Consider the following 24,334-nt stretch of genomic DNA (forward strand, 5'->3'; position numbering starts at 1 on the left):
AAAAATATAAATAATGTTTAGAAGAAAAATAATATTAGTTTTAGTGGTAGCTTTGGTGCTAACTAGTGGATTGTATATGGCTAATTCCGATATATTTGAAACATCTAACCCTTATAAGACTGAAGTTTTTAAAGTTGAAAATGGTTTTGGATATCAAATAAATTATAATTCCAAATTACTCATTAAACAAGAATACATTCCAGCCGTTCAATTAAACAAAACGTTTTGCACAGAGCAAGATGCAAATAGTGTGGCTCAATTGGTTAGTAAAAAACTATATAATAAAGAAAATCCACAGATAACGCTAGAAAACTTAAACCAGTTAAACATAGCACTTAACTGTAACAATTAAATGGAAACAACAATACAATCTTCTTTTTTTGGCGTAAAGAGCCGGAAACAAATTATGCTTCATATCTCTATATGGACCATTTTTGTTTTTATGCATTTAATTCAGTCCAGACCGGGAGAAGATTTAATAAACTTCAGCAATAGCTCTCTTTTTGTAATAAATATTATTTTATTCTACCTCAACTATTTAATATTAGTCCCAAGGTTATTACTTCATAAAAAAACAGGTCTATATATTTTTTGTGCTATTGTTTTTATTGCTTTTTTCACCTTCTTGTTTAGAGAACTAAACTATGAGTTTAATAAAAATTATAATGTTTTCAACAGAGGCCCTATGCCTTATAGAGGTGCCAGGTCCAGACATTTTTTCTGGGGACTAAAAGGCGCCATGATTGCTATTAACAGCTTTTTAATATTAGCGATTGGCACTATAATAAGGATGTATACCGAATGGAGCAGCAATGAAATAACGACAAAACAAATAGAGGCGCAAAAATCGTCATCAGAATTACATTTTCTGAAAAATCAAATTAGCCCTCACTTTCTATTTAACTCTTTAAACAGCATCTATTCGCTCACTACAAAAAAATCTAACGACGCACCAGAAGCCGTTATCACACTTTCTGAATTGTTGAGATATATGTTGTACCAAACCAATCAAGATTTTGTATTACTAAGTAACGAACTCGACTATGTTCAAAATTATTTAAAACTTCAGCGTTTACGTATTGCCAACAACGAACATGTTACCATAAACATTCATGGCGGAATTAACAGCCAAAAAATAAGACCACTTTTACTTATTTCTTTTATCGAAAACGCCTTTAAATATGGCACCGATTTTAAAGGACACACTAAAATTAAAATTGAAATTTATGTTAAAGATGATGAACTTCAATTTACATGTATTAACTTGATAGGCAGTAGAAAGAACGATAAAACTAGTTCTGGAATTGGATTACAAAACACAAAAGACCGCTTGAGTTTACTATACCCAGACAGTCATTGGTTAACTATTAAAGAAATCGATAATGAGTTTGTTGTAAATTTGACGTTAAAACTCTAGTAAAACTATTTAAGATGAAATGTGTAATTATAGACGACGAACCTCTAGCTATTGATGTAGTAGAATCTTATGTGCAGCAAGTTGGCGGTATAGAAATTGTCGCAAAGTGCACAAACCCACTAGAAGCCATTATTCTTTTAAACAAACACCAAGTAGATTTAGTGTTTTTAGATATTGAAATGCCAAACTTAACCGGTATCGATCTTGTAAAAACAATTGACAATATGCCACAATTTATATTTACAACGGCATATCCAGAATACGCACTAGATGGTTTTAACTTAAATGCTACAGATTATTTAGTAAAACCTATTCCGTTTCATAGATTTTTAAAAGCCATTTCTCGTGCAAAAGAAAAGTATGAGCTGGAGAATAAAGTAGTTGTAAGTCCGCAAGTAACAGAAACAGCAGCACCTGTTGCGGTTAATAATTTTATTTTCGTTAAATCGGAATATGAAAACATTAAAATAAACATAGACACGATTATTTATTTACAAGGCTTAAAAGATTATATTAAAATTTACACCTCAGATACTCAAAAACCCATATTAACCTTATCTAGTTTTAAGGACATATTAGACAAACTTCCTCCTTCAAAATTTATAAGAGTTCATAAATCTTACGTTGTGAGTATAGAACACATAAAAGCTATTCAAAAATCTAAAATTTTGGTGGCAGACATGCGTATTCCTGTTGGAGAAACCTATAAGGATACCGTTATGAAACGATTAGGTGTTTAATTAGCGATTCACACTTCTTATTAAACAACTTTTAAAACCTAAACACACATATTTAGAGCCTAACTGCGCTACCTATATTCTGTAGCGCGACAATGGACTTACTATCGGAAGTAAAACCCGCTTACACAACCTCTTTTACAATACGTTTAAAAAACATGTTATTTTAAATATGGCGCATAAAAAAAGCCTTATCTAATAAAAGATAAGGCTTTTGTACTGAAGACGGGACTTGAACCCGTACGTCCTAATGGACATTGGATTTTAAGTCCAACGTGTCTACCAATTCCACCACTTCAGCATTGGAATATTTTAAAGCAAAAATTCTCAGAGCGAAAGACGGGATTTGAACCCGCGACCCCCACCTTGGCAAGGTGATGCTCTACCCCTGAGCTACTTTCGCAGTCTTTTAATGAACGAGCAATATTGCTATTGCGGTTGCAAATTTAAGACTTTTATTGGATTACCAAAGCCTTTTTCAAAAAAAAATTAAAAAACTTTTTAAACCTGCTTTTTCTTCACCAGCATTCGCTTAATTTCATTCAGTTTCATAAGCGCTTCTACCGGTGTAAGTGTATCAATATCAATATCTAATATTTCGTCTTTTATATTTTCCAGTAATGGGTCGTCTAAATTAAAAAAACTGAGCTGCATATCGTCTTGCATCGATTTTACTTTATTTGTGAGTTCTTCACTAGAATGCGACTTCTCTAATTTCTCTAAAATTTTATTCGCACGGTGTAAAACTTGCTGAGGCATACCCGCCATTTTTGCCACATGTATACCAAAACTATGTGCACTTCCGCCTTCAACTAGCTTTCTCAAGAAAAGTACATTGTCTTTTAATTCTTTTACAGAAACATTAAAGTTTTTAATGCGTCCAAAAGTTTCTGTCATTTCATTCAACTCATGGTAATGTGTTGCAAATAACGTTTTAGGTTTTGCCGGATGCTCGTGCAAGTATTCACTAATAGCCCAAGCAATAGAAATACCATCGTATGTACTTGTACCACGTCCAATTTCATCTAAAAGCACCAAACTACGTTCAGATATGTTATTTAGAATAGACGCCGTTTCGTTCATCTCTACCATAAAAGTAGATTCACCCATCGAAATATTATCACTAGCACCTACTCTAGTAAATATTTTATCTACCAAACCTATTCTAGCTTCTTTTGCAGGCACAAAACTTCCCATTTGAGCCAAGAGCACAATAAGTGCTGTTTGACGTAAAATAGCCGACTTACCAGACATGTTAGGCCCAGTAATCATGATAAGTTGTTGTGTGGTTCTATCTAAAAACACATCGTTGGCAATATAAGCTTCACCAATAGGCAATTGTTTCTCAATTACAGGGTGACGACCTTCCTTAATTTCTAAATCGTGAGACTCATCTATTACAGGATAGATGTAACTATTATCTTTTGCTAACTGTGCAAAACCGCATAAACAATCTATTTGCCCTATTAAATAAGCGTTTTGTTGAACAGCCTTTATATATTGATTCATCCAACTTACCAATTCAGCAAATAGTTTTTGCTCAATGGCTTGTATTTTATCTTCGGCACCTAAAATTTTGGCTTCGTACTCTTTTAACTCCTCAGTAATATAACGTTCGGCATTTACCAAAGTTTGTTTTCTAATCCATTCTTCTGGCACTTTATCTTTATGCGTATTTCGCACCTCTATATAGTAACCAAACACATTGTTTGATGCTATTTTAAGCGATGTAATACCGGTACGTTCACTTTCGCGGGCCAACATACCGTTTAAATAATCTTTTCCAGAAGTAGAAAGCGCTCGTAACTCATCTAATTCTTTAGAAAAACCTTCGGCAATACTATTTCCTTTTAAAACATTTACAGGAGCCTCTTCATTTAGAGTTTCTATAATTTTAGCACGAAGCACTTCGCAACTCTGCAACGTATCTCCAATAATTTTCAACGATTCGTTATCGCAATTGGTAGCCAACGTTTTTATTGGCACAATAGCTTCTAATGAATTTTTAAGTTGAATAACCTCTCGCGGATTCACTTTAGTTGTAGCCACTTTAGAAATTAAGCGCTCCAAATCTCCAATACTCTTTATGTGGTTTTGAATGGTTTGCAGCGTAACATCTTCTGTTGTTAAAAACTTAACCACTTCATGGCGTTGTTTTATTTTTGCCACATTTTTTAATGGCAAAGCCAACCAACGTTTTAAAAGCCTACCACCCATTGGCGAAATAGTTTTATCTATAACGTTTAAAAGGGTTACGGCATTATTATTTGTAGAATTATAAAGTTCTAGATTACGAATGGTAAAACGATCCATCCACACATAATCATCTTCCGCAATACGCGAAATAGACGTAATATGCTGTAATTTATGATGCTGAGTTTCTCCTAAATAATGCAAAATAGAACCCGAAGCAATAATCCCTTCATACAAATCTTCTATACCAAAACCTTTTAATGTTTTAGTATCAAAGTGTTTTATTAAGGTTTCGTAGGCGTAATCAGTTTGATATACCCAATCTTCTAAATAAAAGGTATGAAAATCTTCTCCAAAGGTTTCATTAAACTTAGCGCGTTTTTGTTTAGAAACTAAAACTTCACTGGGGTTAAAATTTTGAAGTAATTTATCGATATACTCCGCATTACCTTGCGATGTTAAAAACTCACCGGTAGAAATATCTAAAAACGAAATTCCTATATATTTTTTATCAAAATAAACCGAACATAAAAAATTGTTCGATTTAGACACTAAAACCTCATCATTTAAAGCCACACCAGGTGTTACCAACTCGGTTACACCACGCTTTACAATGTTTTTGGTTTGCTTTGGATCTTCGAGCTGGTCGCAAATAGCAACACGCTCGCCGGCCTTTACCAGTTTAGGTAAATAAGTATTTAATGAATGGTGCGGAAAACCAGCCAATTCAATCTCGCTTTCGCTACCTGCACCACGCTTGGTTAAAATAATACCTAAAATTCCTGCTGTTTTTACAGCATCGGAACCAAAGGTTTCGTAAAAATCGCCCACTCTAAACAGCAACAAAGCATCAGGATATTTAGCCTTGATGGCGTTGTACTGTTTCATTAACGGTGTTACTTTTTTACTTTTTGTTGCCAATGGTTTTCTGTTTTAGTAAGTTTGCTAAAGTAACTATTATTCTATTTTTTTTGAAGTTGAAACCATAGAAGTTATTGCTATTTGTTCACAAATTCACGATTGTTATTTATTAAACCGAATATTAGAACGGAGTAAGCACACAACAATGGCGCGTTAGGGATTAAACGGCCTGTTTGAGCTCTTTTTGTGTGGTTGCACCTATGCAACACAAAAAAGCGAGTAGTGCAAGCCCGACCCTTGGGGAACGCCAAAAGAAATAAACACGTTAAAATTTAGATAGGTTTTCGCTTTCGCGGAAATAAAAAACATACAATGTACCATGCGTAAATTAAAAAACAACGAACTAGACAGACTGAGTGTTGATGCTTTTAAAGAGGCTAAAAAAACACCTATTATTATTGTTCTAGATAATATTAGAAGCTTAAATAATATTGGTTCGGTGTTTAGAACCAGTGATGCCTTTTTAGTTGAGAAAATTTACCTCTGTGGTATTACCGCAACGCCACCACATAAAGACATACATAAAACTGCACTTGGAAGCACGGACACCGTAGCTTGGGAACACGTTGAAAACACCATGGATTTGGTTGAAAAACTTAAAGCAGATAAAGTAAAAATCTGTTCCATTGAGCAAGCTGAAAATGCAACCATGCTTAACAATTTTACTCCAGAGGAGAATACGAAATACGCACTTGTTTTTGGTAACGAAGTTAAGGGTGTAGCACAAAATGTGGTTAGCGCTAGTGATGTGGTTATTGAGATTCCGCAGTACGGCACAAAACATTCTTTAAACATTTCTGTGAGTTGTGGTGTTGTTGTTTGGAATATATTTAGTAAATTGGTAAACCAATTTAACTAACAATGAAAATTAATTTAAAATTATCCATTTTAGCAGCGCTTCTTTTCGCTGCCGCTGCAGTTTACGCGCAAGAAATCCCTATCAAGCATCTTGATATGGACATGCAAAAAGACCAGCAAGAACAAAGTAAAAACATTTTAACCGATGAGATTGACGGTGTCACTACCGAACACATTACCATTAATAGCGATATTACCCAAAAGGTAGATATTAATGACACGCACAAAACCATTTATTTATTTATAACTGGTAATGCAACATTAACTTCTGGTGGTAAAACTTACGAGATTGTACCGGAAACTATTATGTTACCGAACAATGTTGATGATATTGAATTTAAAGCTAATGAGAACGAAACACTACATTATCTTAAAATATCGGTTTTACAAACGGAATTAGATATTGTAGATATTAAAACGTTCCCGAAAGAAAACGTAGACACTATTTACTTTAAACAGTTTACCGATTGCGAATCGTATACGGAACCTATTAAAAGTCCGCAAACAACAAGTAGAACTATATTACCTAACAAGTACATACCAAGAGTGGCTATGGGGACAGTTAGAACTATTGGCCCGGACAAAGTTGGTGCGCACGTACACGGCATGCTAGAGCAATTATTTTTAGGTCTTACGGATAATAACAGTGTTGTTTATGCCGATGAAGCTCAGGTTGATTTTCCTGAATACTCTTTATTACACATTCCGAGAGGTTCGAGCCACTCGGTGAGTGTAGAAGCGGATAATGAAATGTATTATGTTTGGATGGATTTCTTTGTTGATAAAGACGGAGAAGCTTGGCTAGAAACACATAACAAGGAAGAAAAATAAAAACTTCTTTTTTTAAATTAAACGCATAGTGCAAACTAAGTTTTTGAAAACCTGATTTATTAAGGGTTACAAAAATTTAGTTTGCATTTTTGTTATAATGAAACCTGAAAAACTTTAAAGAGGTGACCAAAAAAGCTAAAAAACCATGGCCAACAAAAGATGCCATGAATCAGATTTACGAATTGAACCTTTGGGGCGGCAGTGAATTCGATTTCTATTCTGGATCTGGCTCTCACAACCCTGATATAGTAAATCCGTATTTAGATGTTTTAACTGCTTTTTTAGAATCGCACAACAAAAATTTAACAGTCTGCGATTTAGGTTGTGGTGATTTCAATATTGGCAAACAACTTACGCAATTCACCAAAAAATATATTGCTATAGATATTGTAGAAAACCTTATTGAAAGAAATAAACAAATACATCAAGCTAACAATTTAGAATTCCATTGTCTAGATATTGCTAAAGATGAACTTCCAATGAGCGACTGTATTATTGTTCGCCAAGTATTACAGCATTTATCTAATGCAGAAATAAAAAATGTAGTAGAAAAATTAACGAATTACAAATACATTATACTCACAGAACACTTACCTCTAGGCGACTTTAAACCCAATAAAGATATTATTTCTGGACAAGGTATCAGGCTGAAACAGAATAGTGGAGTTAACTTATTAGAAGCACCTTTTAATTTAAAGATTAAAACAGAAACTATACTCGGAGAATATAATTTAGAGCAACACAAAGGACGTATTGTAACGAAGTTGCTTGAGATGTTTTAATTAAAAAAAATTCTAAATACTCTACTCACAAATTTCACCTAAAACCCAAAGGTAATCACTTCTATTTGCAACAAAATCTCGATTAGAAATATCGATAATTTTTACATTAAAATTCTTCTGGCTTTTTAAGAACTCTAAATAACCCGAGTTAATTTTTTCAAGATAATCGTCTGCTATATTTTGTTCGTAATCGCGTCCGCGTTTTTTAATATTTTGCTGTAAACGCTCAGTATTTTGATATAAATAAATGTACAATTCCGGCTTTGGGATATCTTTATACATTAAATAAAACAACTTCCGGTACAAACCATACTCGTCGTTATTTAAGGTGATTTTAGAAAAAATAAGAGATTTAAAAACATCGTAATCACTCACTACAAATTGCTTAAACAAATCGAGTTGTGCCAAATCTTCTGAGATTTGTTGATATCTATCAGCTAGAAAAGACATCTCTAAAGTAAAAGCATAACGCTGCGCATCGTTATAAAACTTAGGTAAAAACGGATTATCTGCAAAACGCTCCATAAGCAGTCTCGCGTTAAAATCCTGCGCTATTTTATTAGCCAAACTGGTTTTACCTGCACCGATATTTCCTTCAATAGCGATGTAATTGTATTTAGAAAAATCGAGCGATTTAGTTGGGTTTTTTAACCAAATATTTATGGGCTCCAAAACCGAATCATCTTTACAAGCTGCCAATAACTCAGCTACTGTTTTTCCAAGTTTAGCATGTTTCACTTTTGCAGCAACATCGTTAAGCGGCAATAAAACAAACTTTCGTTTTTGCATTTCTGGGTGTGGTACCTGCAACGTTTCAGTGTTTATTATTTCATCTTCAAATAAAACAATATCTAAATCTATTATTCGAGCTTCGTAAGCATCTTTTAATTTTCGTGTTCTTCCTAAATCTGTTTCAATAGTTAACAACAGATCTAGAACATATTGTGGCTCTAAATCACTCTCTAAAACCAAACAACAATTTAAAAAATCTTCACTTTCAAAACCAAAAGCTGGCGATTTATACACTTTAGAAATCAACTTAACACTACCTATCTGTTGATAAATAGCATCGACGGCGTTTTGCAAATTTTTAAATTTATCGCCTTTATTACTTCCTAATGCAATATGAAATGTTCTTGGTTTCGTCATAAGTATCGGCAAAATAATGAAAACTAAATGGTTTCATTGTATATTTACACGAGGTATTTATTCACAACTTTATATGACTTTAAAAGACAAACTCGCTGCCCAACGAATTTACATGCTTTTGGGAGCCTTATTTATTACCTCTTTAGTAGTTTCTAATCTTATTTTTCAGAAATTTTTTTACTGGCATCCTTTTGATGTTGAAATTTTTGGATCTAAACTTTTCGAAGTTTCTGTTGGCATACTTCCCTACCCTATTACTTTCTTAATCACCGATTTAATAAGTGAAATTTATGGGAAAAAGCGCGCCAACCAAATTGTAACAGCCGGAATTTTCGCTTCGTTTTTCTCACTTTTAATTGTTTATGTTTCTAGCATTGTTCCCGCAACACCATGGTCTCCAGTAAAAAACAACATGTTTAACACCGTATTTGGCAATACTGTTTTAGCTGTATTTGCAAGCATGATGGCTTATTTATTTGCTCAATTTATAGATATTCAAATTTATCATTTCTGGAAACGACTTACAAAAGGCAAACATTTATGGCTTCGGAATAACTTTTCAACCTTCTTATCTCAATTTATTGACACCTTTACCGTAGTTGGATTGCTTTGCATTTTCGAAATTATTGCCTGGGATCGCTTTTTGGGTTTACTACTAAGTGGTTTTCTTTTTAAAGTGATTATTGCATTTTTAGATACTCCTTTTTTATATTTAGGCGTATTTTTGTTTAGAAAACGATTCAATTTAAAAATAAACCAAGAAATAGATTTACTTTAGAATTGCGTTAAAATTAACTTAAATCCGCCCTTAATTTCATCCCCTAACACGTTTTTTACGTAAATATTTTTACAAACAGCTCATTATGAAGAAAGTTTTAAAAATCACCGGTTTTACCATACTTACCGTACTTATATTATTAATCACGATTCCTTTTGTTTTCCAAGGAAAAATTCAAGGCATTGTAAAACAATTTATAAATGATAATGTAAATGCTCAAGTAGAATTTAGCGATGTAAGCCTAAGCTTTATCCGTAACTTTCCTGAGGCCCACGTTGGTATAAACGATTTTGTTATTACCAATTTTGAACCTTTTAAAGGCGACACCTTGGTAGCAGCAAAATCTATTGCGTTTACCGTGTCTATACCCGAATTATTTAAAACAGCAGGTGAAGAGCCTATTGTTGTGAATAGCATTTTTGTAGATGAAGCAATGATTACTTTAAAAACCAATGCAGAAGGACAAACCAATTACGATATTGCCAAAGCTAGCGAAACTGAAACAACAACAGACACGACTGGCAGCAGTTTTACTTTCAGCATAGACGAATACAGCATAAAAAATAGTGGTTTTGATTATATAGATGAAAGTTCTAAAATGATGATGCAAATCTCAGAGCTAAACCATACCGGAAGCGGAACTTTTTCGGGAGAAACATCGGAACTCGATACTGAAACAGAAGCCAATGTTAGCTTCACCATGGACGGCACAAATTACCTAAACCATAATGCCATAAAACTTGATGCTTTAATAGATTTAGACTTAACAAATAGCAAATACACTTTTAAAGAAAATAAAGGCTACATCAATAAATTACCAATAGAATTTGATGGTTTTGTTCAGTTATTAGATGAAGGTCAGAATATCGATTTAACATTTAAAAACCCAGAATCTGATTTCAAAAATTTCTTAGCCTTAATTCCAGAAACGTATTCAGGCAGTTTAGATGGCGTACAAACTAGTGGAGACTTTACTATTAATGGTATTGTAAAAGGTATTAATTCTGATAAAACCATTCCTAAATTAGATATTAATATCGCCTCGAACAATGCGTCTTTTAAATATCCCGATTTACCAAAAAGCGTAACAAACATTGTAATTAACACCTCTATAAAAAACACAACAGGTTTTTTAGACGACACTTTTGTTGATATAAAAACCTTGAACTTTAAAATAGACGACGATGTTTTTAAATCGTCTGCCAGCATAAAAAACATAACTAAAAACATGCTTGTAAGTGCCAATTTAGACGGTGTTTTAAACTTAGCTAATATCACAAAAGCATACCCTGTTGAATTAGCAAGTCCACTTACAGGTATTTTAAAAGCAAAATTAAGCACGGCTTTTGATATGAATGCGATTGAAACTAATGCCTTTGAACGCATTAAAAGTAGCGGAACTGCTAGCCTTAGTAATTTTGTATATACTTCTGAAGATATGGCAAACCCTCTAGAAATTTCAGAAGCAGATTTAACCTTTAATCCTCAAACCGTTTCACTAAATCATTTTAAAGCAAAAACAGGTGAAAGTGATTTAAATGCTAGCGGAACTATAAACAACTTACTAGGTTTTGTACTTAGTGATACTACACTAAAAGGTAATTTCGATTTAAATTCGAACCTTTTTAAAATGAGTGATTTTATGTCGGAAAGCGAAACAGCTTCAACCGAAACAAAAACACAAACTCCAACAGAAACGGAAGCCTTAAAAATCCCTGCTTTTTTAGATTGCACTATAAACGCCAATGCTAAAACCGTAATTTATGATAATTTAACGTTAACCGATGTTAAAGGGAAATTATTAATTAAAGATGAAGCTGCAACGTTAAGCAACGTATCATCAAGTATTTTTGATGGAGCGCTTTCAATCTCAGGAGACGTTTCAACTAAAACAGAAACACCTACATTTAATTTTAACTTAGGCGCTAACGATTTCGATATTTCAAAATCTTTTAAGGGTTTAGAACTACTTCAAAACCTGGCTCCTATTGCCAAAATTTTACAAGGAAAACTAAACACAACTATTAATTTATCAGGAAGTTTAGATAAAGATTTTGCTCCAAATTTAAGCACCGTTTCGGGTAATGCACTAGCAGAATTATTAACAACAAACCTATCTGAAAACGAAAGCGGCCTTTTAAGTAAACTTGAAAACTCGTTAAGCTTTATAGACTTTACCAAACTCGATTTAAAAGATCTAAAAACCAAGTTAGAATTTGCCAATGGGCAAGTAAGCGTAAAACCTTTCGATTTAAAATATAAAGATATTGCCATTACCGTTTCTGGTGCTCATGGTTTTGATCAAACATTAAATTACAACGCTATTTTTAATGTGCCAGCAAAATACCTCGGCTCGGATATTACATCGCTTATTAGTAAAATTGATAGCGAAGAGGCTAACAACATTACCATTCCGGTTACTGCAAATATTGGCGGGTCTTACACGAGTCCGACTGTAAAAACCGATTTAACAAGTGGTGTTACCAACCTAACAAAACAACTTGTTGAAATAGAAAAACAAAAACTTCTTAATAAAGGAAAAGACAAAGTTACAGACCTAATTGGTGGTATTATTAATGGTAATAAAACAAAAACAGACTCTACTAAAACAGAACAAACTAATGCTGTTAAAGATGTTTTAGGAGGTATTATTGGCAATAAAACAACTAAAACAGATTCTACTCAAACCACACCTAGCAATAACACTACAAATGCTGTAAAAAATGTACTTGGTGGTTTCTTAAAGAAAAAGACGAAGGATACGGTTAAATAATTTTGATCAGCAAAAATAAACTTTCAATAATTATTGAAAGTTCAGAAATATTATATATATTTGCGGTATGGAATACCAAGAAGCAAAAGATAAGTTTATTAGCACATGGGGAAGTTTAGGCACACTTTGGGGCATAAACAAAGCTATGGCGCAAATACAATCTTTGCTTTTTATTTCTACTAAACCCTTATCCATGGAAGAAATTATGGCGGAACTCAAAATCTCCCGTGGTAACACAAGCATGAATTTGCGTCAACTTATGGATTGGGGTATTGTTACAAAAGAGCTTATTCCAGGAGAACGTAAGGAGTATTTTTCTACTGAAAAAGATGTACAAGAACTTGCCAGACATATTGCAAAAGAACGTAGCCGTCGTGAAATAAAGCCTGTTATTAAAGTTTTAAAAGACGTATCCTCGATAAAAGATGATGGTACTGAAAAAACAAGAGAACTTATTAAACAAACCAAAGCTTTGCATGATTTAGCTGAAACTGCTGATGCGATGATGAATAAAATTGTAAACCAAGAACAAACTTGGATCACTAAATCATTATTGAAACTCATCAAATAAAAAAAATTTAAATAATACTTTCAGTAATTTCTGAAAGTTTAAAATGTTTAGAAAATGAATTATAATCTTCTTACATATAGCATTTACCTCCCCATCATCTTTTTTATCATGATAAAAATTGGTTGGTTGTTCTACACGCACGGAGAAATATACCTCATTCATTTATTTCAACAAAACACCCAACTGGTAAAAAACATAAACAACATTTTACTTATTGGCTACTATCTCACTAACCTTGGTTATGCCATTTTCTCAATTGCATATTGGGAACAATTAAATTCAATAATTCAAATTATTAACTCGCTAAGCTACCGCTTAGGCATCATTATTCTCGGGTTAGCCATTTTACACTACAACAATGTTTTTTGGCTCACCTTTCTTGTAAAATCAAAATCAATACATCATGGAAAATTCTAAAATTATTATCGCTTACTTAATCTATTTACCAATTGTTATCGCCTTAACAATCTACGTTTCCAAAATGCTATTTAAAAATGGAAAACTCTTTATGATTGATATTTTTAAAGGCAAAGAAGACATCGCATTGGCAACAAACAAATTATTCGAAATAGGTTTTTATCTTATCAATATAGGTTGGGCTATGTTAATTCTAAAAATAACTTATCAAGCACAAGAAGGCCCTACTTACCAATCAATCATTGAAATATTAAGTAAAAAAATAGGCGCCTTTTCTATCTATCTAGGCGTGATACTGTTCTTAAATTTATATTTCTTTTTTAGAGGAAGAAGCAAATCTAGACAGTCTTTAAAAGCAAACACTAAAGTTCAACTTCAATAACAAAACCTATGACTACCGCAACCATTAATTTAGAAAAAAGCCCTGAAACGAACCGTATAGAGATGATTGATTTCTATAACGAAGCTACCGAAGACTACGAATTTTGGAGCAAAGATTTCAACATGCACTTTGGGTATTTTATTCCTTTTAAAACAAATCCCTTCAAGAGAGATTCTATGTTAAACGAAATGAATAATCAAGTAATAAAAAGATTGAACTTAACTAATAAAAAAGCTTCATTAATAGATATGGGCTGCGGTATGGGAGGCACCATGCGTTATGCTTTAAAAAATAAAAAAAACTTATCTGCTTTTGGAGTTACCTTATCAGAATTTCAAATGCAACAAGGAAACATGCTTCTTAAAAATTATAGAGGAAACATTTTAAAAGAAAATTATAACAACACATCATTTCCTTCAAACACATTCAATGCGGCCTTAGCCATAGAAAGCTTTTGCCATTCTGGACATAGTGATAAATCTATTAAAGAAGCTTATCGCGTTTTAAAACCAAATGGAAGATTGGTCATTGCCGATGCTTTCTTAAAAAAACAAGCTTCAACATTACAACATACCAGCAAGCTTGCTTACAAAAGCCTTTGTGATCATTGGAGTTTAGAAAAGTTAGAAACCATCGAAAACATGGTTAACAAGCTAACAGAGCAAGGTTTTAAAGACATTAAAATAGAAAACACATCATTTAAAGTTGCGCCTTCTGTATTACACGTTCCTTTTGCTATCACAGGTTTCATCTTAAAAAAACTATTCGCATCAAAAACATTAAAACGAGAAAGCCTACATAACCTAAAAGGATCTTTTTACGCCTTACTTTCTGGATTACACTTTAAAAGCTTTGGTTATTACATTATTAGTTGCACCAAATAATAAATTCATTTTTTTACCTTATTTTTGGTGAAAATTGTACACTATGCCCAAACACGAAATACATCCCGATAAGTGGATCGATTTATACGCAGATTACTTGTTTAACTACACAGTAACCCGCGTAAGCGATAGAGAAATCGCTCAAGATTTGGTGCAAGACACATTTTTGGCAGGGTTAAAATCAATGAAAAACTTTAAAGGAGAAGCAAGTGAACGCACTTGGCTGATTTCCATTTTAAAACGAAAAATCATTGATCATTACCGAAAAATAAACTCAAATAAAGGAAAAGCAGAAGTTAGAATTCAATATAACGATGCAGAATCTGAAGGCGACTGGCTCGAAGAACGTGTTGCCGACCCGTTCGATAAAACAGCCGAAGACAGCATGCAAAACAGTGAGTTAGGCGACGCTATACATAATTGCTTAAGTAAATTACCAAAGAAACAGGCCAACGTTTTTAAAATGAAAACAGTATTAAATTATGAAACTGAGGTGATTTGTAATGAACTTAATATCACTGCGTCTAACCTATGGGTAATTATCCACCGAGCACGAACTGCTATGGCCGATTGCTTAAAAGAAAATTGGTTTTAATTATGAGTAAAAAAATAAACATATTCATGCCCTGCGACGAAGCAAACCACGTTTGCGACAAATCGCAATATAAAGAAGCATCTTTATTAGAAAAGATAAAGCTGAATCTGCATTTAATATACTGCAAAGCATGCAGAGGCTATTCTAAAAACAACGCTAAGTTAACTAAACGTATTGAAGCTGCTGAGCTAGAATGCTTAGACCCAAAATGTAAGGAAGACATGAAAAAAGATTTAGAAAAAGCTTTAAAAGAACAGTTACATTAGTCGAAAAACAACATAAGTACTAGCCAAAAAACAGGTAAAGCTTCTACCCAAAACGAAGCATAATAAATACTTTGTTTTTTGCTAGACCACAATAAAAATACTGCTGTAAGTATCGATAATATTAGTAATACCATTATTTTTATTTGATGCGTTTCATCTTTAAAAAACTCTAATAAAAAAAACACTACCAACAGAACCATACCCATTAACTTAGTTCCTTTAATACCTATTTTTTGAGGTACGGTAGATAGTTTTAAACTATCGTATTGTAAATCTCTAATTTCAAAAGGCAGCATAAGCACCAATACATAAAGGTAGCGCTGTATAGCTGTTATAATCACGTCGGTATCTACTGTATATTTATTTTCTATTACAGGAAGACACACCGTTACACCCATCCAAACTAGGCCAATTAAGTAAATTTTAAGCCCGCCAATACTACGTAAATTATTCTGCTGATCTAAAAAAAAACGTTTTGGCAAAAACGGAATCGCATATAAAAAAGTGACCACCCCAAACCCTGCAATACCCAACAAAGTAAAAAAGCTAAGTTGTAATCCATAATAGCACATTAAAATAAAGGCAAAAAACGAAAAAATCTGAATAGCTTTTAACCAACTTGCGAGGCCTCGATGATGAAATTTGGCCACTCCAAAATACTTAACAAAATTATATCCAGTAATTGACGCATAAAACACAAAGCAAAGCACATTTTTTTCATAAGAAAAACCGAACTCTAAAAGTGTAACATAAGTAAGCGCATACACAGACAAAGCCACGTGAATACTGCTATTCAAATAGAAATTAAAAAATTGCTTTAAGAGCCTCATGCCGTAAAAATAAACAAACTGTTGATAACACATGTAAATGGTTAAAAACTTTCTCCTTTCTTCCATAATAAACATCAATTATTATTTATTTTTGCGAAATCTATAACAAATTGTAACTGTAATGAATACAAACGCTTTCGCTTTGCGTCATATTGGTCCTAGAGCAGATGACCAAAATAAAATGTTAACAACCATTGGTGCCGATTCTTTAGATCAGCTTATTTACGAAACCATTCCAGATGATATTCGTTTAAAAAAAGGTTTGGATTTGGACGAACCAATGACAGAACATGAGTATTTACTTCACATTCATGAGTTATCCAAAAAAAACAAAGCCTATAAAACTTATATTGGTTTAGGTTATCATCCTAATATCTTACCTGCAGTAATCCAGCGTAACATATTAGAAAACCCAGGTTGGTACACGGCTTACACACCTTACCAAGCAGAAATTGCTCAAGGTAGATTAGAAGCGCTTTTAAATTACCAAACCATGGTTATTGATTTAACAGGAATGGAAATTGCAAACGCATCGCTGCTTGATGAAAGTACAGCTGCTGCTGAAGCTATGAGCTTACTATTTGCAGTTAGAGAACGTGATCAGAAAAAAGCAGGAGTAAATAAGTTTTTTGTTTCAGAAAACATATTACCACAAACACTGTCTTTACTACAAACAAGATCGAACCCAATTGGTATTGAACTTGTTGTTGGTGCAGAAGAAGATTTTGATTTTTCCGACGCCTTTTTTGGTGCTATTTTACAATACCCAGGAAAAGATGGTCAAATTACAGATATCAAATCTTTTATTTCAAAAGCGAATGATAACAGAATAAAAGTAGCCGTTGCTGCCGATATTTTAAGCTTAGTAAAACTAGAAGCTCCAGGTAAATTTGGTGCAGATGTTGTTCTTGGAACTACACAACGTTTCGGAATCCCAATGGGTTACGGAGGTCCTCACGCCGCTTACTTTGCGACTAAAGAAGTTTACAAACGTGATCTTCCAGGTCGTATTATTGGTGTTACTAAAGATGCTAATGGCAACCGCGCTTTACGTATGGCTTTGCAAACACGCGAGCAACATATTAAGCGAGATAAAGCAACATCAAACATATGTACAGCACAAGTACTTTTAGCCGTTATGGCAAGTATGTATGCCGTTTATCATGGTCCAAAAGGCTTAACGCATATTGCTAATAAAGTACATAACAAAACCGCTATGTTGGCTGGAGCGTTAGAAAAATTAGGATACAAACAAGTTAACTCTTCTTATTTCGATACACTTCAAATAAAAACGAAAGCAAAAAAAATAAAGAAAGTAGCCACCGAGAAAAAGGTGAACTTATACTACCCAGATAGCAAAACCGTTACTATTTCTATAAACGAAACCACTTCAATTAGAGATATAAACTATTTAATTTCTGTATTTGCTAAGGCTGCAAATAAAAAAACAATTAAAATTTCTTCTATTGAATCTTCAAATAATATTGAAGAAAAAATTCAGCGTCAATCGGAATTTCTAACTAGTGATATTTTCAATACACATCATTCAGAAACCGAATTAATGCGTTATATAAAATTACTAGAACGTAAAGATTTATCATTAAATCACTCTATGATTTCTTTAGGTTCTTGTACCATGAAACTTAACGCTGCCGCGGAAATGCTACCGTTAAGTATTTTTAAATGGGCAAACATTCACCCATTTGTTCCTGCTAAACAAGCCAAAGGTTATTTAACAGTAATTAAAGAACTAGAAGATCAACTTACCGAAATTACTGGCTTTGCAGCAACATCACTACAACCAAATTCTGGTGCCCAAGGTGAATTTGCTGGTTTAATGGTAATTAAAGCATATCACGAATCTCGTAACGATCATCACAGAAATATTTGTTTAATACCCTCTTCTGCACACGGAACAAACCCTGCAAGTGCTGTTATGGCTGGCATGAAAGTGGTTGTAACAAAATCTACAGCAGAAGGAAATATTGATGTAGACGATTTACGCGAAAAAGCGGAATTACATAAGGATAATTTATCTTGCTTAATGGTTACTTACCCATCTACACATGGTGTTTACGAGTCGGCTATTAAAGAAATTACACAACTTATTCACGATAACGGCGGACAAGTTTATATGGATGGTGCAAACATGAACGCACAAGTAGGTTTAACAAACCCAGGTAATATTGGTGCCGATGTTTGTCACTTAAACTTACACAAAACATTTGCTATCCCTCATGGAGGTGGTGGCCCAGGTGTTGGTCCAATTTGTGTTGCCAAACAACTTGTACCATTTTTACCAGGAAATCCTGTTGTAAAAACAGGCGGAAAAAATGCCATTACTGCTATTTCTGCAGCGCCTTTTGGTTCTGCTTTAGCTTGCTTAATTTCTTACGGTTATATTAAAATGTTAGGTGCAGAAGGTTTAACAGAATCGACTAGAATAGCCATTTTAAACGCTAACTATATCAAACAACGCTTACAAGGTAATTTCGACACATTATATTCTGGAGAACGCGGACGTGCAGCTCACGAAATGATTGTAGATTGTCGTCCATTTAAAGCAAACGGTATTGAGGTTAGTGACATCGCGAAACGTTTAATGGATTATGGTTTCCATGCTCCAACAGTTTCTTTTCCAGTTGCAGGAACATTAATGATTGAACCTACAGAAAGTGAAAGTAAAGCTGAAATTGATCGTTTTTGTGACGCTATGATCTCAATAAAAAAGGAAATAGACAGTGTATCTAAAGACGATAATAACAACGTTTTAAAAAATGCACCACACACATTAGATATGATTACGGCAGACGAATGGATTTTTCCTTACTCGCGCGAAACAGCAGCATTTCCGCTAGATTACGTAAGAGAAAACAAATTCTGGCCAAGCGTTCGTCGTGTAGATGATGCTTACGGTGACCGTAATTTAATATGTTCTTGTACACCTATAGAGGCTTATATGGAGGCGTAAACACCCTTTGAACATCGTAAAATAATAGAAAATAAATTATATCTTTTTTAATAAGATTTTATATTGCCGATATATAAACCATATCGGCAATTTTATGTCTTTTTCGTTATTGAATTAACTCAAAATTGAATAACATTTTTTGGCTTTATATAACTAAAAAAAATACGCAAGCCTTAAAACTACTGCGTATTTTTCTAAAGAAATGGAGATGTAAAGAGGACTTCTTATTGCAGTCCTTTTCAATTAAGAATTAGTAGCATATGAATATTAAAATCACCGGAACAGGAAGCTATATTCCTGATAATGTTGAAAAAAACGAAAATTTTCACAGTAACGAATTTTTAAATAGTGATGGCACCGTTATAAACGCTCCAAACGAAGTTATCGTTAGGAAATTTAAAGCCATTACAGGTATAGACGAACGTCGTTATGCAAAAAGTCACTTAAACACATCAGACCTAGCTTCTTTCGCGGCCGAAAAAGCCATTGAAAGCGCTAAAATTAATCGAGAAGATCTAGACTATATTATCGTCGCTCATAATTACGGCGATGTACGTCATGATAGTATCCAGAGTGATACCGTACCAAGTATGGCCTCTCGTGTTAAACATTTATTACGCATAAAAAGCCCAAACTGTGTTGCCTACGATTTACTTTTTGGTTGCCCAGGCTGGATACAAGGTGTTATACAAGCTCATGCTTTTATTACAGCTGGTATTGCTAAAAAATGTTTAGTTATTGGCGCAGAAACTTTATCTAGAATTCTAGATCCGCACGATCGTGACTCTATGATTTACGGTGATGGAGCTGGAGCTGTTGTTATTGAAGCTACCACCGAAGAAGGTGGTATTATCAATCATAAATCTGCTACATATTCTTTAGACGAAGCACATTACATTTATTTTGGAGAAACCAATAACCCTGAAATAAAAGAAGATCGTCGCTATATAAAAATGTATGGTCGTAAAATTTACGAATTTGCATTAACAAACGTGCCACTAGCCATGAAATCGTGTTTAAATGAAGCTGGTATAGACATAAAAGATGTAAAAAAAATACTTATACACCAGGCCAACGAGAAAATGGACGAGGCAATTGTAAAACGCTTCTACAAACTCTATAATTTAGAGATGCCAGAAGGTGTTATGCCAATGTCTATAGCTAAATTAGGGAATTCTAGTGTGGCTACTGTACCTACATTATTCGATATTATCTTAAAAGGTCAATTGGAAAATCAAGAAATTAATAAAGGTGATATCATTCTTTTTGCTAGTGTTGGTGCTGGCATGAATATTAATGCTATTGTTTATAAACATTAAAAATGTACGAAAACAGTTTTCCTAATAAACGTTTTAAACATACTATAGAGTTCTTAAAAAAACATGTTTCAAACTCCGAAACTATTTTAGATTTAGGCGTTGTAAACCCGTTTACTAAAATAATGGAAGAGCATGGTTTTTCAGTAGAAAACACCAAAGGAGAAGATTTAGATGAAGACACCTCAACCATTACAAACACAGAAGCTAGCGTTGTAACTGCTTTCGAAATTTTCGAACATTTACTTTCTCCTTACACGGCTTTAAAAGCTATTAAAGGTGATAAACTAGTAGCGAGCGTACCATTAAAATTGTGGTTTTCTTCAGCATACAGAAGTAAAACAGATATGCTCGACCGTCATTACCACGAGTTTGAAGATTGGCAATTCGATTGGCTTTTAAAGAAAGCCGGTTGGAAAATTATAGATCGTAAAAAATGGACAAACCCACCTAAAAAAATAGGAATCCGCCCTATTTTAAGACGATTTACACCGCGTTACTATATTGTTTATGCTGAAAGAATTTAGGCTATTCCATTCTAAATCGAAATAAATAAGTTTAACTTTGAATCTTAAATTTTAAACGGTTGAACATCCATATAATAATCCCTGCGCACAACGAAGAAAGCTCTATCGGGCTCACTTTAGAATCTTTAGTAACTCAAACTCTGTTACCAAAACGCGTAGTGATTGTTAATGATAACTCAACTGATAATACAGGAAATATTGTTAGCGCTTACGCGGAAAAATATCCGTTTATTACTTTAGTAAACAATCAATCTTCCGAAGCACATTTACCAGGCTCTAAAATTATAAATGCTTTTTATAAAGGTTTTGAAGTTTTAGATGAACATTACGATATCATTTGTAAATTTGATGCCGATTTAATTTTTCCTGAGAACTATTTAGAACAAATTTCTACGCATTTTAAAGCGAATACTAAACTTGGTATGGCAGCTGGATTTTGTTACATAGAAAAAAACAACGATTGGGTTTTAGAAAACTTAACCAATAAAGACCATATTCGCGGTGCTTTAAAAGCTTATCGAAAATCTTGTTTCTTACAAATAGGGAAACTAAAACCATCTATGGGTTGGGATACCGTTGATGAGTTACTTGCTAAATATTATGGTTGGGAACTTGTAACTGATGAATCTCTGCATGTAAAACATCTAAAACCTACAGGAATTAGCTATAACAAAGCTTCCAAATATCTCCAAGGCGAAGCCATGTACAAAATGCGTTATGGTTTTACAATTACTTTAATTTCCGCAGTAAAACTTGCTTACAAAAAAGGAAGTTTCGCTTTATTTAAAGATTATATGTCAGGCTATTTTAAAGCTAAAAAAGAAGACATTACACCTTTAGTTTCCGTTGAAGAAGGTGGGTTTATTCGAAATCTACGCTGGAAAGGTATTTTGAGTAAGTTCAAGAAATAAGTTTTCAAAATCTACCAAGCTAACTCAATTTATCCGCCTCATTTCGACCATAGGAGAAATCACATCATCCTTTCCGAAAACTATACACGCTCGCAAAACAATGCGTTATTTCTAACCCAAACCAGTTATCGCCTTAGACACAATAAAACCACTTGTCCAAGCATTCTGAAAATTAAAACCACCAGTTACAGCATCAATATTTAAAACTTCCCCAGCAAAATAAAGGTTTTCGTGTTGCTTACTTTCAAAAGTTTTAAAGTTCACTTCTTTTAAGTTTACACCACCTGCCGTTACAAATTCCTCTTTAAACGTACTTTTTCCATCTACATGAAACGTAGCTGCAGTAAGTTGACCAGCCAAAGCTTCTAATTGCACTTTATTCAAATCTGCCCAACGGGTATCTTCCGTCATTTGAGATGCTAAAACTAATTTATGCCAAAGGCGTTTTGGTAAATCGAACTGTGTAGATTTAAATACGGTTTTCTTGGCTAAATCGAGTTTTAAGGTTTTTAAAGCATCCATGCAAGTATCAAAATCCTGACGAATAAAATTAACTTCAATAGCAAACTTATAATCTCTTTTAGCTAATTCTATAGCTCCAAAGGCCGACAACTTTAAAATTGCAGGCGCACTCATACCCCAATGCGTAATAAGCAACGGACCTTCACTCCACAAATTAGTATCTACAACGGTTACCTCAACGTTTAAAGCGACAACACCAGGAATATCGATAATACGGTCGTCCTTAATATTAAACGTAAACAGCGACGGCACAGGCTGTGCAACCGTATGACCTAGACTTTCTAAAAGTTTCCAAATTTTAGGATTACTTCCTGTTGCAATCACAATTTTTTCAGCTGAAAAATCACCTTGTGTTGTTTCTATTTTATAATGAGCTTCTAAATGCTTTATTGATTTTACAGCATGATTTTTTAAAACCTCGACACCATGCTTTTCAGCTTCACTTAAAAAACAATCGATAATGGTTTGCGAAGAATTGCTTTCAGGAAACATACGTCCATCATCTTCAATTTTAAGAGGCACACCTCTGTTTTCAAACCACTCTATGGTGTCTCCTGTCATAAATTGATGAAAAGGACCTCGTAATTCTTTTTCTCCTCGCGGATAGTTTTTTACTAATTCCTGGGGCATAAACTCAGCATGCGTCACATTACAGCGTCCACCACCAGAGACCTTAACCTTGGTTAACACTTCGCTACCACGCTCTAAAACAGCCACTTTTAAATCCGGATTTTGTTCCGCAATATTAATAGCACTAAAAAAACCCGCAGCGCCTCCGCCAATAATTATAACATTGTATTCCTTCATAAGTTTAAAAAACTCAGTAAATTTACCATTTAAATTTTAAAGCTCAGATGAACAAACTTATAATATCATTATTAATCTTTAGTGCAGGTTGCCAAAACAAGAATATTAAATTTCTAGGGGAGTTATCAAAATCTTTAGATGAAGTTTCTGGAGCAGAAACCACATTAAACTCAGACTATATTTGGATGCTTAACGACGGCGGAAATTCACCAAAACTTTACGGGGTTTCAGCCAAAGGCAATATTAAAGAAGAAATAAAAATAGATGCAAAAAACCATGACTGGGAAGATTTAACCTCTGATGAAGAAGGCAATCTTTACATTGGTGATTTTGGAAATAACGATAGTAAACGTAAAAACTTAGCAATTCTAAAAGTCAAAAAAACAGCGCTGAATGATAAAGGAAAGGTTGATATCGATCGTATTTCATTCTCTTATCCCAACCAAGAAAAATTCCCTCCTAAAAACAAAAATTTATATTTTGATTGCGAAGCTTTTTTCTATCATAACAACAACTTTTACCTCTTTACTAAAAGCCGCGTAAAAAACGATTTTGGAAAAACATCGCTTTATAAAGTTCCTGCAAAAAAAGGCAAACATGTTGCTGAACTTTTAGGCACATTTAATACTTGCAGCGATATGGATTGCTGGATTACATCAGCAGATATTAGTAACAACGGAAAGTCTATCGTGTTGTTAAGCCCAAAATCTGTATGGGTATTTACAGACTTTAAAGGCGACGATTTTTTTAACGGAACTTCCAAAGAAATTCCGCTTGACGGCCGCGTATCTCAAAAAGAGAGTATTTGCTTTAAAGACAATAACACGCTATACATTACCGACGAAAAAGCACATGGAAGCGACGGTAATTTATATGAATTTAGCTTAAACTAATAT

The 24,334-nt window shown here is 33.7% G+C and carries 22 protein-coding genes and 2 tRNA genes; 18 read left to right on the top strand and 6 right to left on the bottom strand.

Annotated elements, in window-relative coordinates:
* The first annotated feature begins 13 nt into the window (after window positions 1–13).
* The 3 genes from DFQ06_RS08775 to DFQ06_RS08785 are packed head-to-tail and all read left to right on the top strand — an operon-like array spanning window position 14 to window position 2,157.
* Window positions 14–352 carry a DUF4907 domain-containing protein gene (locus tag DFQ06_RS08775; RefSeq protein ID WP_052415201.1) on the top strand — a complete coding sequence of 113 codons (339 nt, stop codon included), beginning with the start codon at window positions 14–16 and terminating at the stop codon, window positions 350–352.
* Window positions 353–1,417 carry a sensor histidine kinase gene (locus DFQ06_RS08780; protein ID WP_042496664.1) on the top strand — a complete coding sequence of 355 codons (1,065 nt, stop codon included), beginning with the start codon at window positions 353–355 and terminating at the stop codon, window positions 1,415–1,417. It abuts the gene before it with no gap.
* 14 nt (window positions 1,418–1,431) lie between these two features.
* A complete protein-coding gene (locus DFQ06_RS08785) occupies window positions 1,432–2,157 on the top strand; it encodes a LytR/AlgR family response regulator transcription factor (RefSeq protein ID WP_074937047.1) in 726 nt (241 codons plus the stop codon).
* A gap of 214 nt (window positions 2,158–2,371) precedes the next feature.
* Here DFQ06_RS08785 and DFQ06_RS08790 read toward each other — a convergent pair.
* The 3 genes from DFQ06_RS08790 to mutS form a co-directional block, all read right to left on the bottom strand.
* Window positions 2,372–2,455: transfer RNA gene (locus DFQ06_RS08790), tRNA-Leu, on the bottom strand.
* 30 nt (window positions 2,456–2,485) lie between these two features.
* A tRNA-Gly gene (locus tag DFQ06_RS08795) sits at window positions 2,486–2,557 on the bottom strand.
* Window positions 2,558–2,655: 98 nt separating this feature from the next.
* Complete coding sequence (gene mutS / locus DFQ06_RS08800) at window positions 2,656–5,268, bottom strand: DNA mismatch repair protein MutS (RefSeq protein ID WP_133967285.1); 2,613 nt, start codon at window positions 5,266–5,268, stop codon at window positions 2,656–2,658.
* A 319-nt stretch (window positions 5,269–5,587) separates the two neighbouring features.
* Here mutS and DFQ06_RS08805 point away from each other — a divergent pair, with 319 nt between their 5' ends.
* The 3 genes from DFQ06_RS08805 to DFQ06_RS08815 all read left to right on the top strand — a co-directional run bounded on the left by DFQ06_RS08805 (window position 5,588) and on the right by DFQ06_RS08815 (window position 7,739).
* Complete coding sequence (locus tag DFQ06_RS08805; RefSeq protein WP_133967287.1) at window positions 5,588–6,127, top strand: RNA methyltransferase; 540 nt, start codon at window positions 5,588–5,590, stop codon at window positions 6,125–6,127.
* A gap of 2 nt (window positions 6,128–6,129) precedes the next feature.
* Window positions 6,130–6,957, top strand: a complete 828-nt coding sequence (locus tag DFQ06_RS08810; protein ID WP_042502629.1) for a cupin domain-containing protein — start codon at window positions 6,130–6,132, stop codon at window positions 6,955–6,957.
* Window positions 6,958–7,079: 122 nt separating this feature from the next.
* Entirely contained in the window at window positions 7,080–7,739 is a 660-nt protein-coding gene (locus DFQ06_RS08815) for a class I SAM-dependent methyltransferase (protein ID WP_231961833.1), read from the top strand.
* 21 nt (window positions 7,740–7,760) lie between these two features.
* On the opposite strand, the gene folK is transcribed toward DFQ06_RS08815, so the two are convergent.
* Window positions 7,761–8,888 carry a 2-amino-4-hydroxy-6-hydroxymethyldihydropteridine diphosphokinase gene (gene folK, locus DFQ06_RS08820; protein ID WP_133967289.1) on the bottom strand — a complete coding sequence of 376 codons (1,128 nt, stop codon included), beginning with the start codon at window positions 8,886–8,888 and terminating at the stop codon, window positions 7,761–7,763.
* A 73-nt stretch (window positions 8,889–8,961) separates the two neighbouring features.
* Here folK and DFQ06_RS08825 point away from each other — a divergent pair, with 73 nt between their 5' ends.
* From DFQ06_RS08825 to DFQ06_RS08855, 7 genes are all read left to right on the top strand, one after another.
* Window positions 8,962–9,666: a queuosine precursor transporter gene (locus DFQ06_RS08825; protein WP_133967984.1), complete on the top strand. Its 705-nt coding sequence runs from the start codon at window positions 8,962–8,964 to the stop codon at window positions 9,664–9,666.
* Window positions 9,667–9,751: 85 nt separating this feature from the next.
* Window positions 9,752–12,439, top strand: a complete 2,688-nt coding sequence (locus DFQ06_RS08830) for an AsmA-like C-terminal region-containing protein (RefSeq protein WP_133967291.1) — start codon at window positions 9,752–9,754, stop codon at window positions 12,437–12,439.
* A 67-nt stretch (window positions 12,440–12,506) separates the two neighbouring features.
* A complete protein-coding gene (locus tag DFQ06_RS08835) occupies window positions 12,507–13,010 on the top strand; it encodes a GbsR/MarR family transcriptional regulator (RefSeq protein ID WP_042502621.1) in 504 nt (167 codons plus the stop codon).
* A gap of 403 nt (window positions 13,011–13,413) precedes the next feature.
* Window positions 13,414–13,809: a hypothetical protein gene (locus tag DFQ06_RS08840; protein ID WP_133967293.1), complete on the top strand. Its 396-nt coding sequence runs from the start codon at window positions 13,414–13,416 to the stop codon at window positions 13,807–13,809.
* A gap of 8 nt (window positions 13,810–13,817) precedes the next feature.
* Complete coding sequence (locus tag DFQ06_RS08845) at window positions 13,818–14,693, top strand: methyltransferase domain-containing protein (protein WP_074937037.1); 876 nt, start codon at window positions 13,818–13,820, stop codon at window positions 14,691–14,693.
* Window positions 14,694–14,736: 43 nt separating this feature from the next.
* The gene (locus DFQ06_RS08850) at window positions 14,737–15,288 is read left to right on the top strand and encodes a sigma-70 family RNA polymerase sigma factor (protein ID WP_133967295.1); all 552 of its coding nucleotides are present in this window, start codon (window positions 14,737–14,739) and stop codon (window positions 15,286–15,288) included.
* 2 nt (window positions 15,289–15,290) lie between these two features.
* Window positions 15,291–15,554, top strand: coding sequence for a hypothetical protein (locus DFQ06_RS08855; protein WP_042496631.1), 264 nt, complete (start codon window positions 15,291–15,293; stop codon window positions 15,552–15,554).
* Here DFQ06_RS08855 and DFQ06_RS08860 read toward each other — a convergent pair.
* On the bottom strand, window positions 15,551–16,450 hold the full coding sequence (locus DFQ06_RS08860; protein WP_235833516.1) for a UbiA prenyltransferase family protein: 900 nt from the start codon (window positions 16,448–16,450) through the stop codon (window positions 15,551–15,553). The genes DFQ06_RS08855 and DFQ06_RS08860 overlap by 4 nt on opposite strands.
* A 55-nt stretch (window positions 16,451–16,505) precedes the next feature.
* Between DFQ06_RS08860 and gcvP the strand changes: the two genes are divergently transcribed.
* The 4 genes from gcvP (at window position 16,506) to DFQ06_RS08880 (ending at window position 22,109) form a co-directional block, all read left to right on the top strand.
* The gene (gcvP, locus tag DFQ06_RS08865; RefSeq protein ID WP_133967297.1) at window positions 16,506–19,355 is read left to right on the top strand and encodes an aminomethyl-transferring glycine dehydrogenase; all 2,850 of its coding nucleotides are present in this window, start codon (window positions 16,506–16,508) and stop codon (window positions 19,353–19,355) included.
* 260 nt (window positions 19,356–19,615) lie between these two features.
* On the top strand, window positions 19,616–20,674 hold the full coding sequence (locus tag DFQ06_RS08870; protein WP_074937032.1) for a 3-oxoacyl-ACP synthase III family protein: 1,059 nt from the start codon (window positions 19,616–19,618) through the stop codon (window positions 20,672–20,674).
* A 2-nt stretch (window positions 20,675–20,676) separates the two neighbouring features.
* Complete coding sequence (locus tag DFQ06_RS08875; protein WP_133967299.1) at window positions 20,677–21,198, top strand: methyltransferase; 522 nt, start codon at window positions 20,677–20,679, stop codon at window positions 21,196–21,198.
* A 59-nt stretch (window positions 21,199–21,257) separates the two neighbouring features.
* The gene (locus tag DFQ06_RS08880) at window positions 21,258–22,109 is read left to right on the top strand and encodes a glycosyltransferase family 2 protein (protein ID WP_133967301.1); all 852 of its coding nucleotides are present in this window, start codon (window positions 21,258–21,260) and stop codon (window positions 22,107–22,109) included.
* Window positions 22,110–22,220: 111 nt separating this feature from the next.
* On the opposite strand, the gene DFQ06_RS08885 is transcribed toward DFQ06_RS08880, so the two are convergent.
* Entirely contained in the window at window positions 22,221–23,438 is a 1,218-nt protein-coding gene (locus DFQ06_RS08885) for a BaiN/RdsA family NAD(P)/FAD-dependent oxidoreductase (RefSeq protein WP_133967303.1), read from the bottom strand.
* A gap of 47 nt (window positions 23,439–23,485) precedes the next feature.
* On the opposite strand from DFQ06_RS08885, the gene DFQ06_RS08890 reads away from it, so the two are divergent.
* Window positions 23,486–24,331 carry a hypothetical protein gene (locus tag DFQ06_RS08890; protein ID WP_162857638.1) on the top strand — a complete coding sequence of 282 codons (846 nt, stop codon included), beginning with the start codon at window positions 23,486–23,488 and terminating at the stop codon, window positions 24,329–24,331.
* Window positions 24,332–24,334: the final 3 nt, after the last annotated feature.

This window comes from Algibacter lectus (assembly GCF_004368925.1).
GTDB lineage: Bacteria > Bacteroidota > Bacteroidia > Flavobacteriales > Flavobacteriaceae > Algibacter > Algibacter lectus.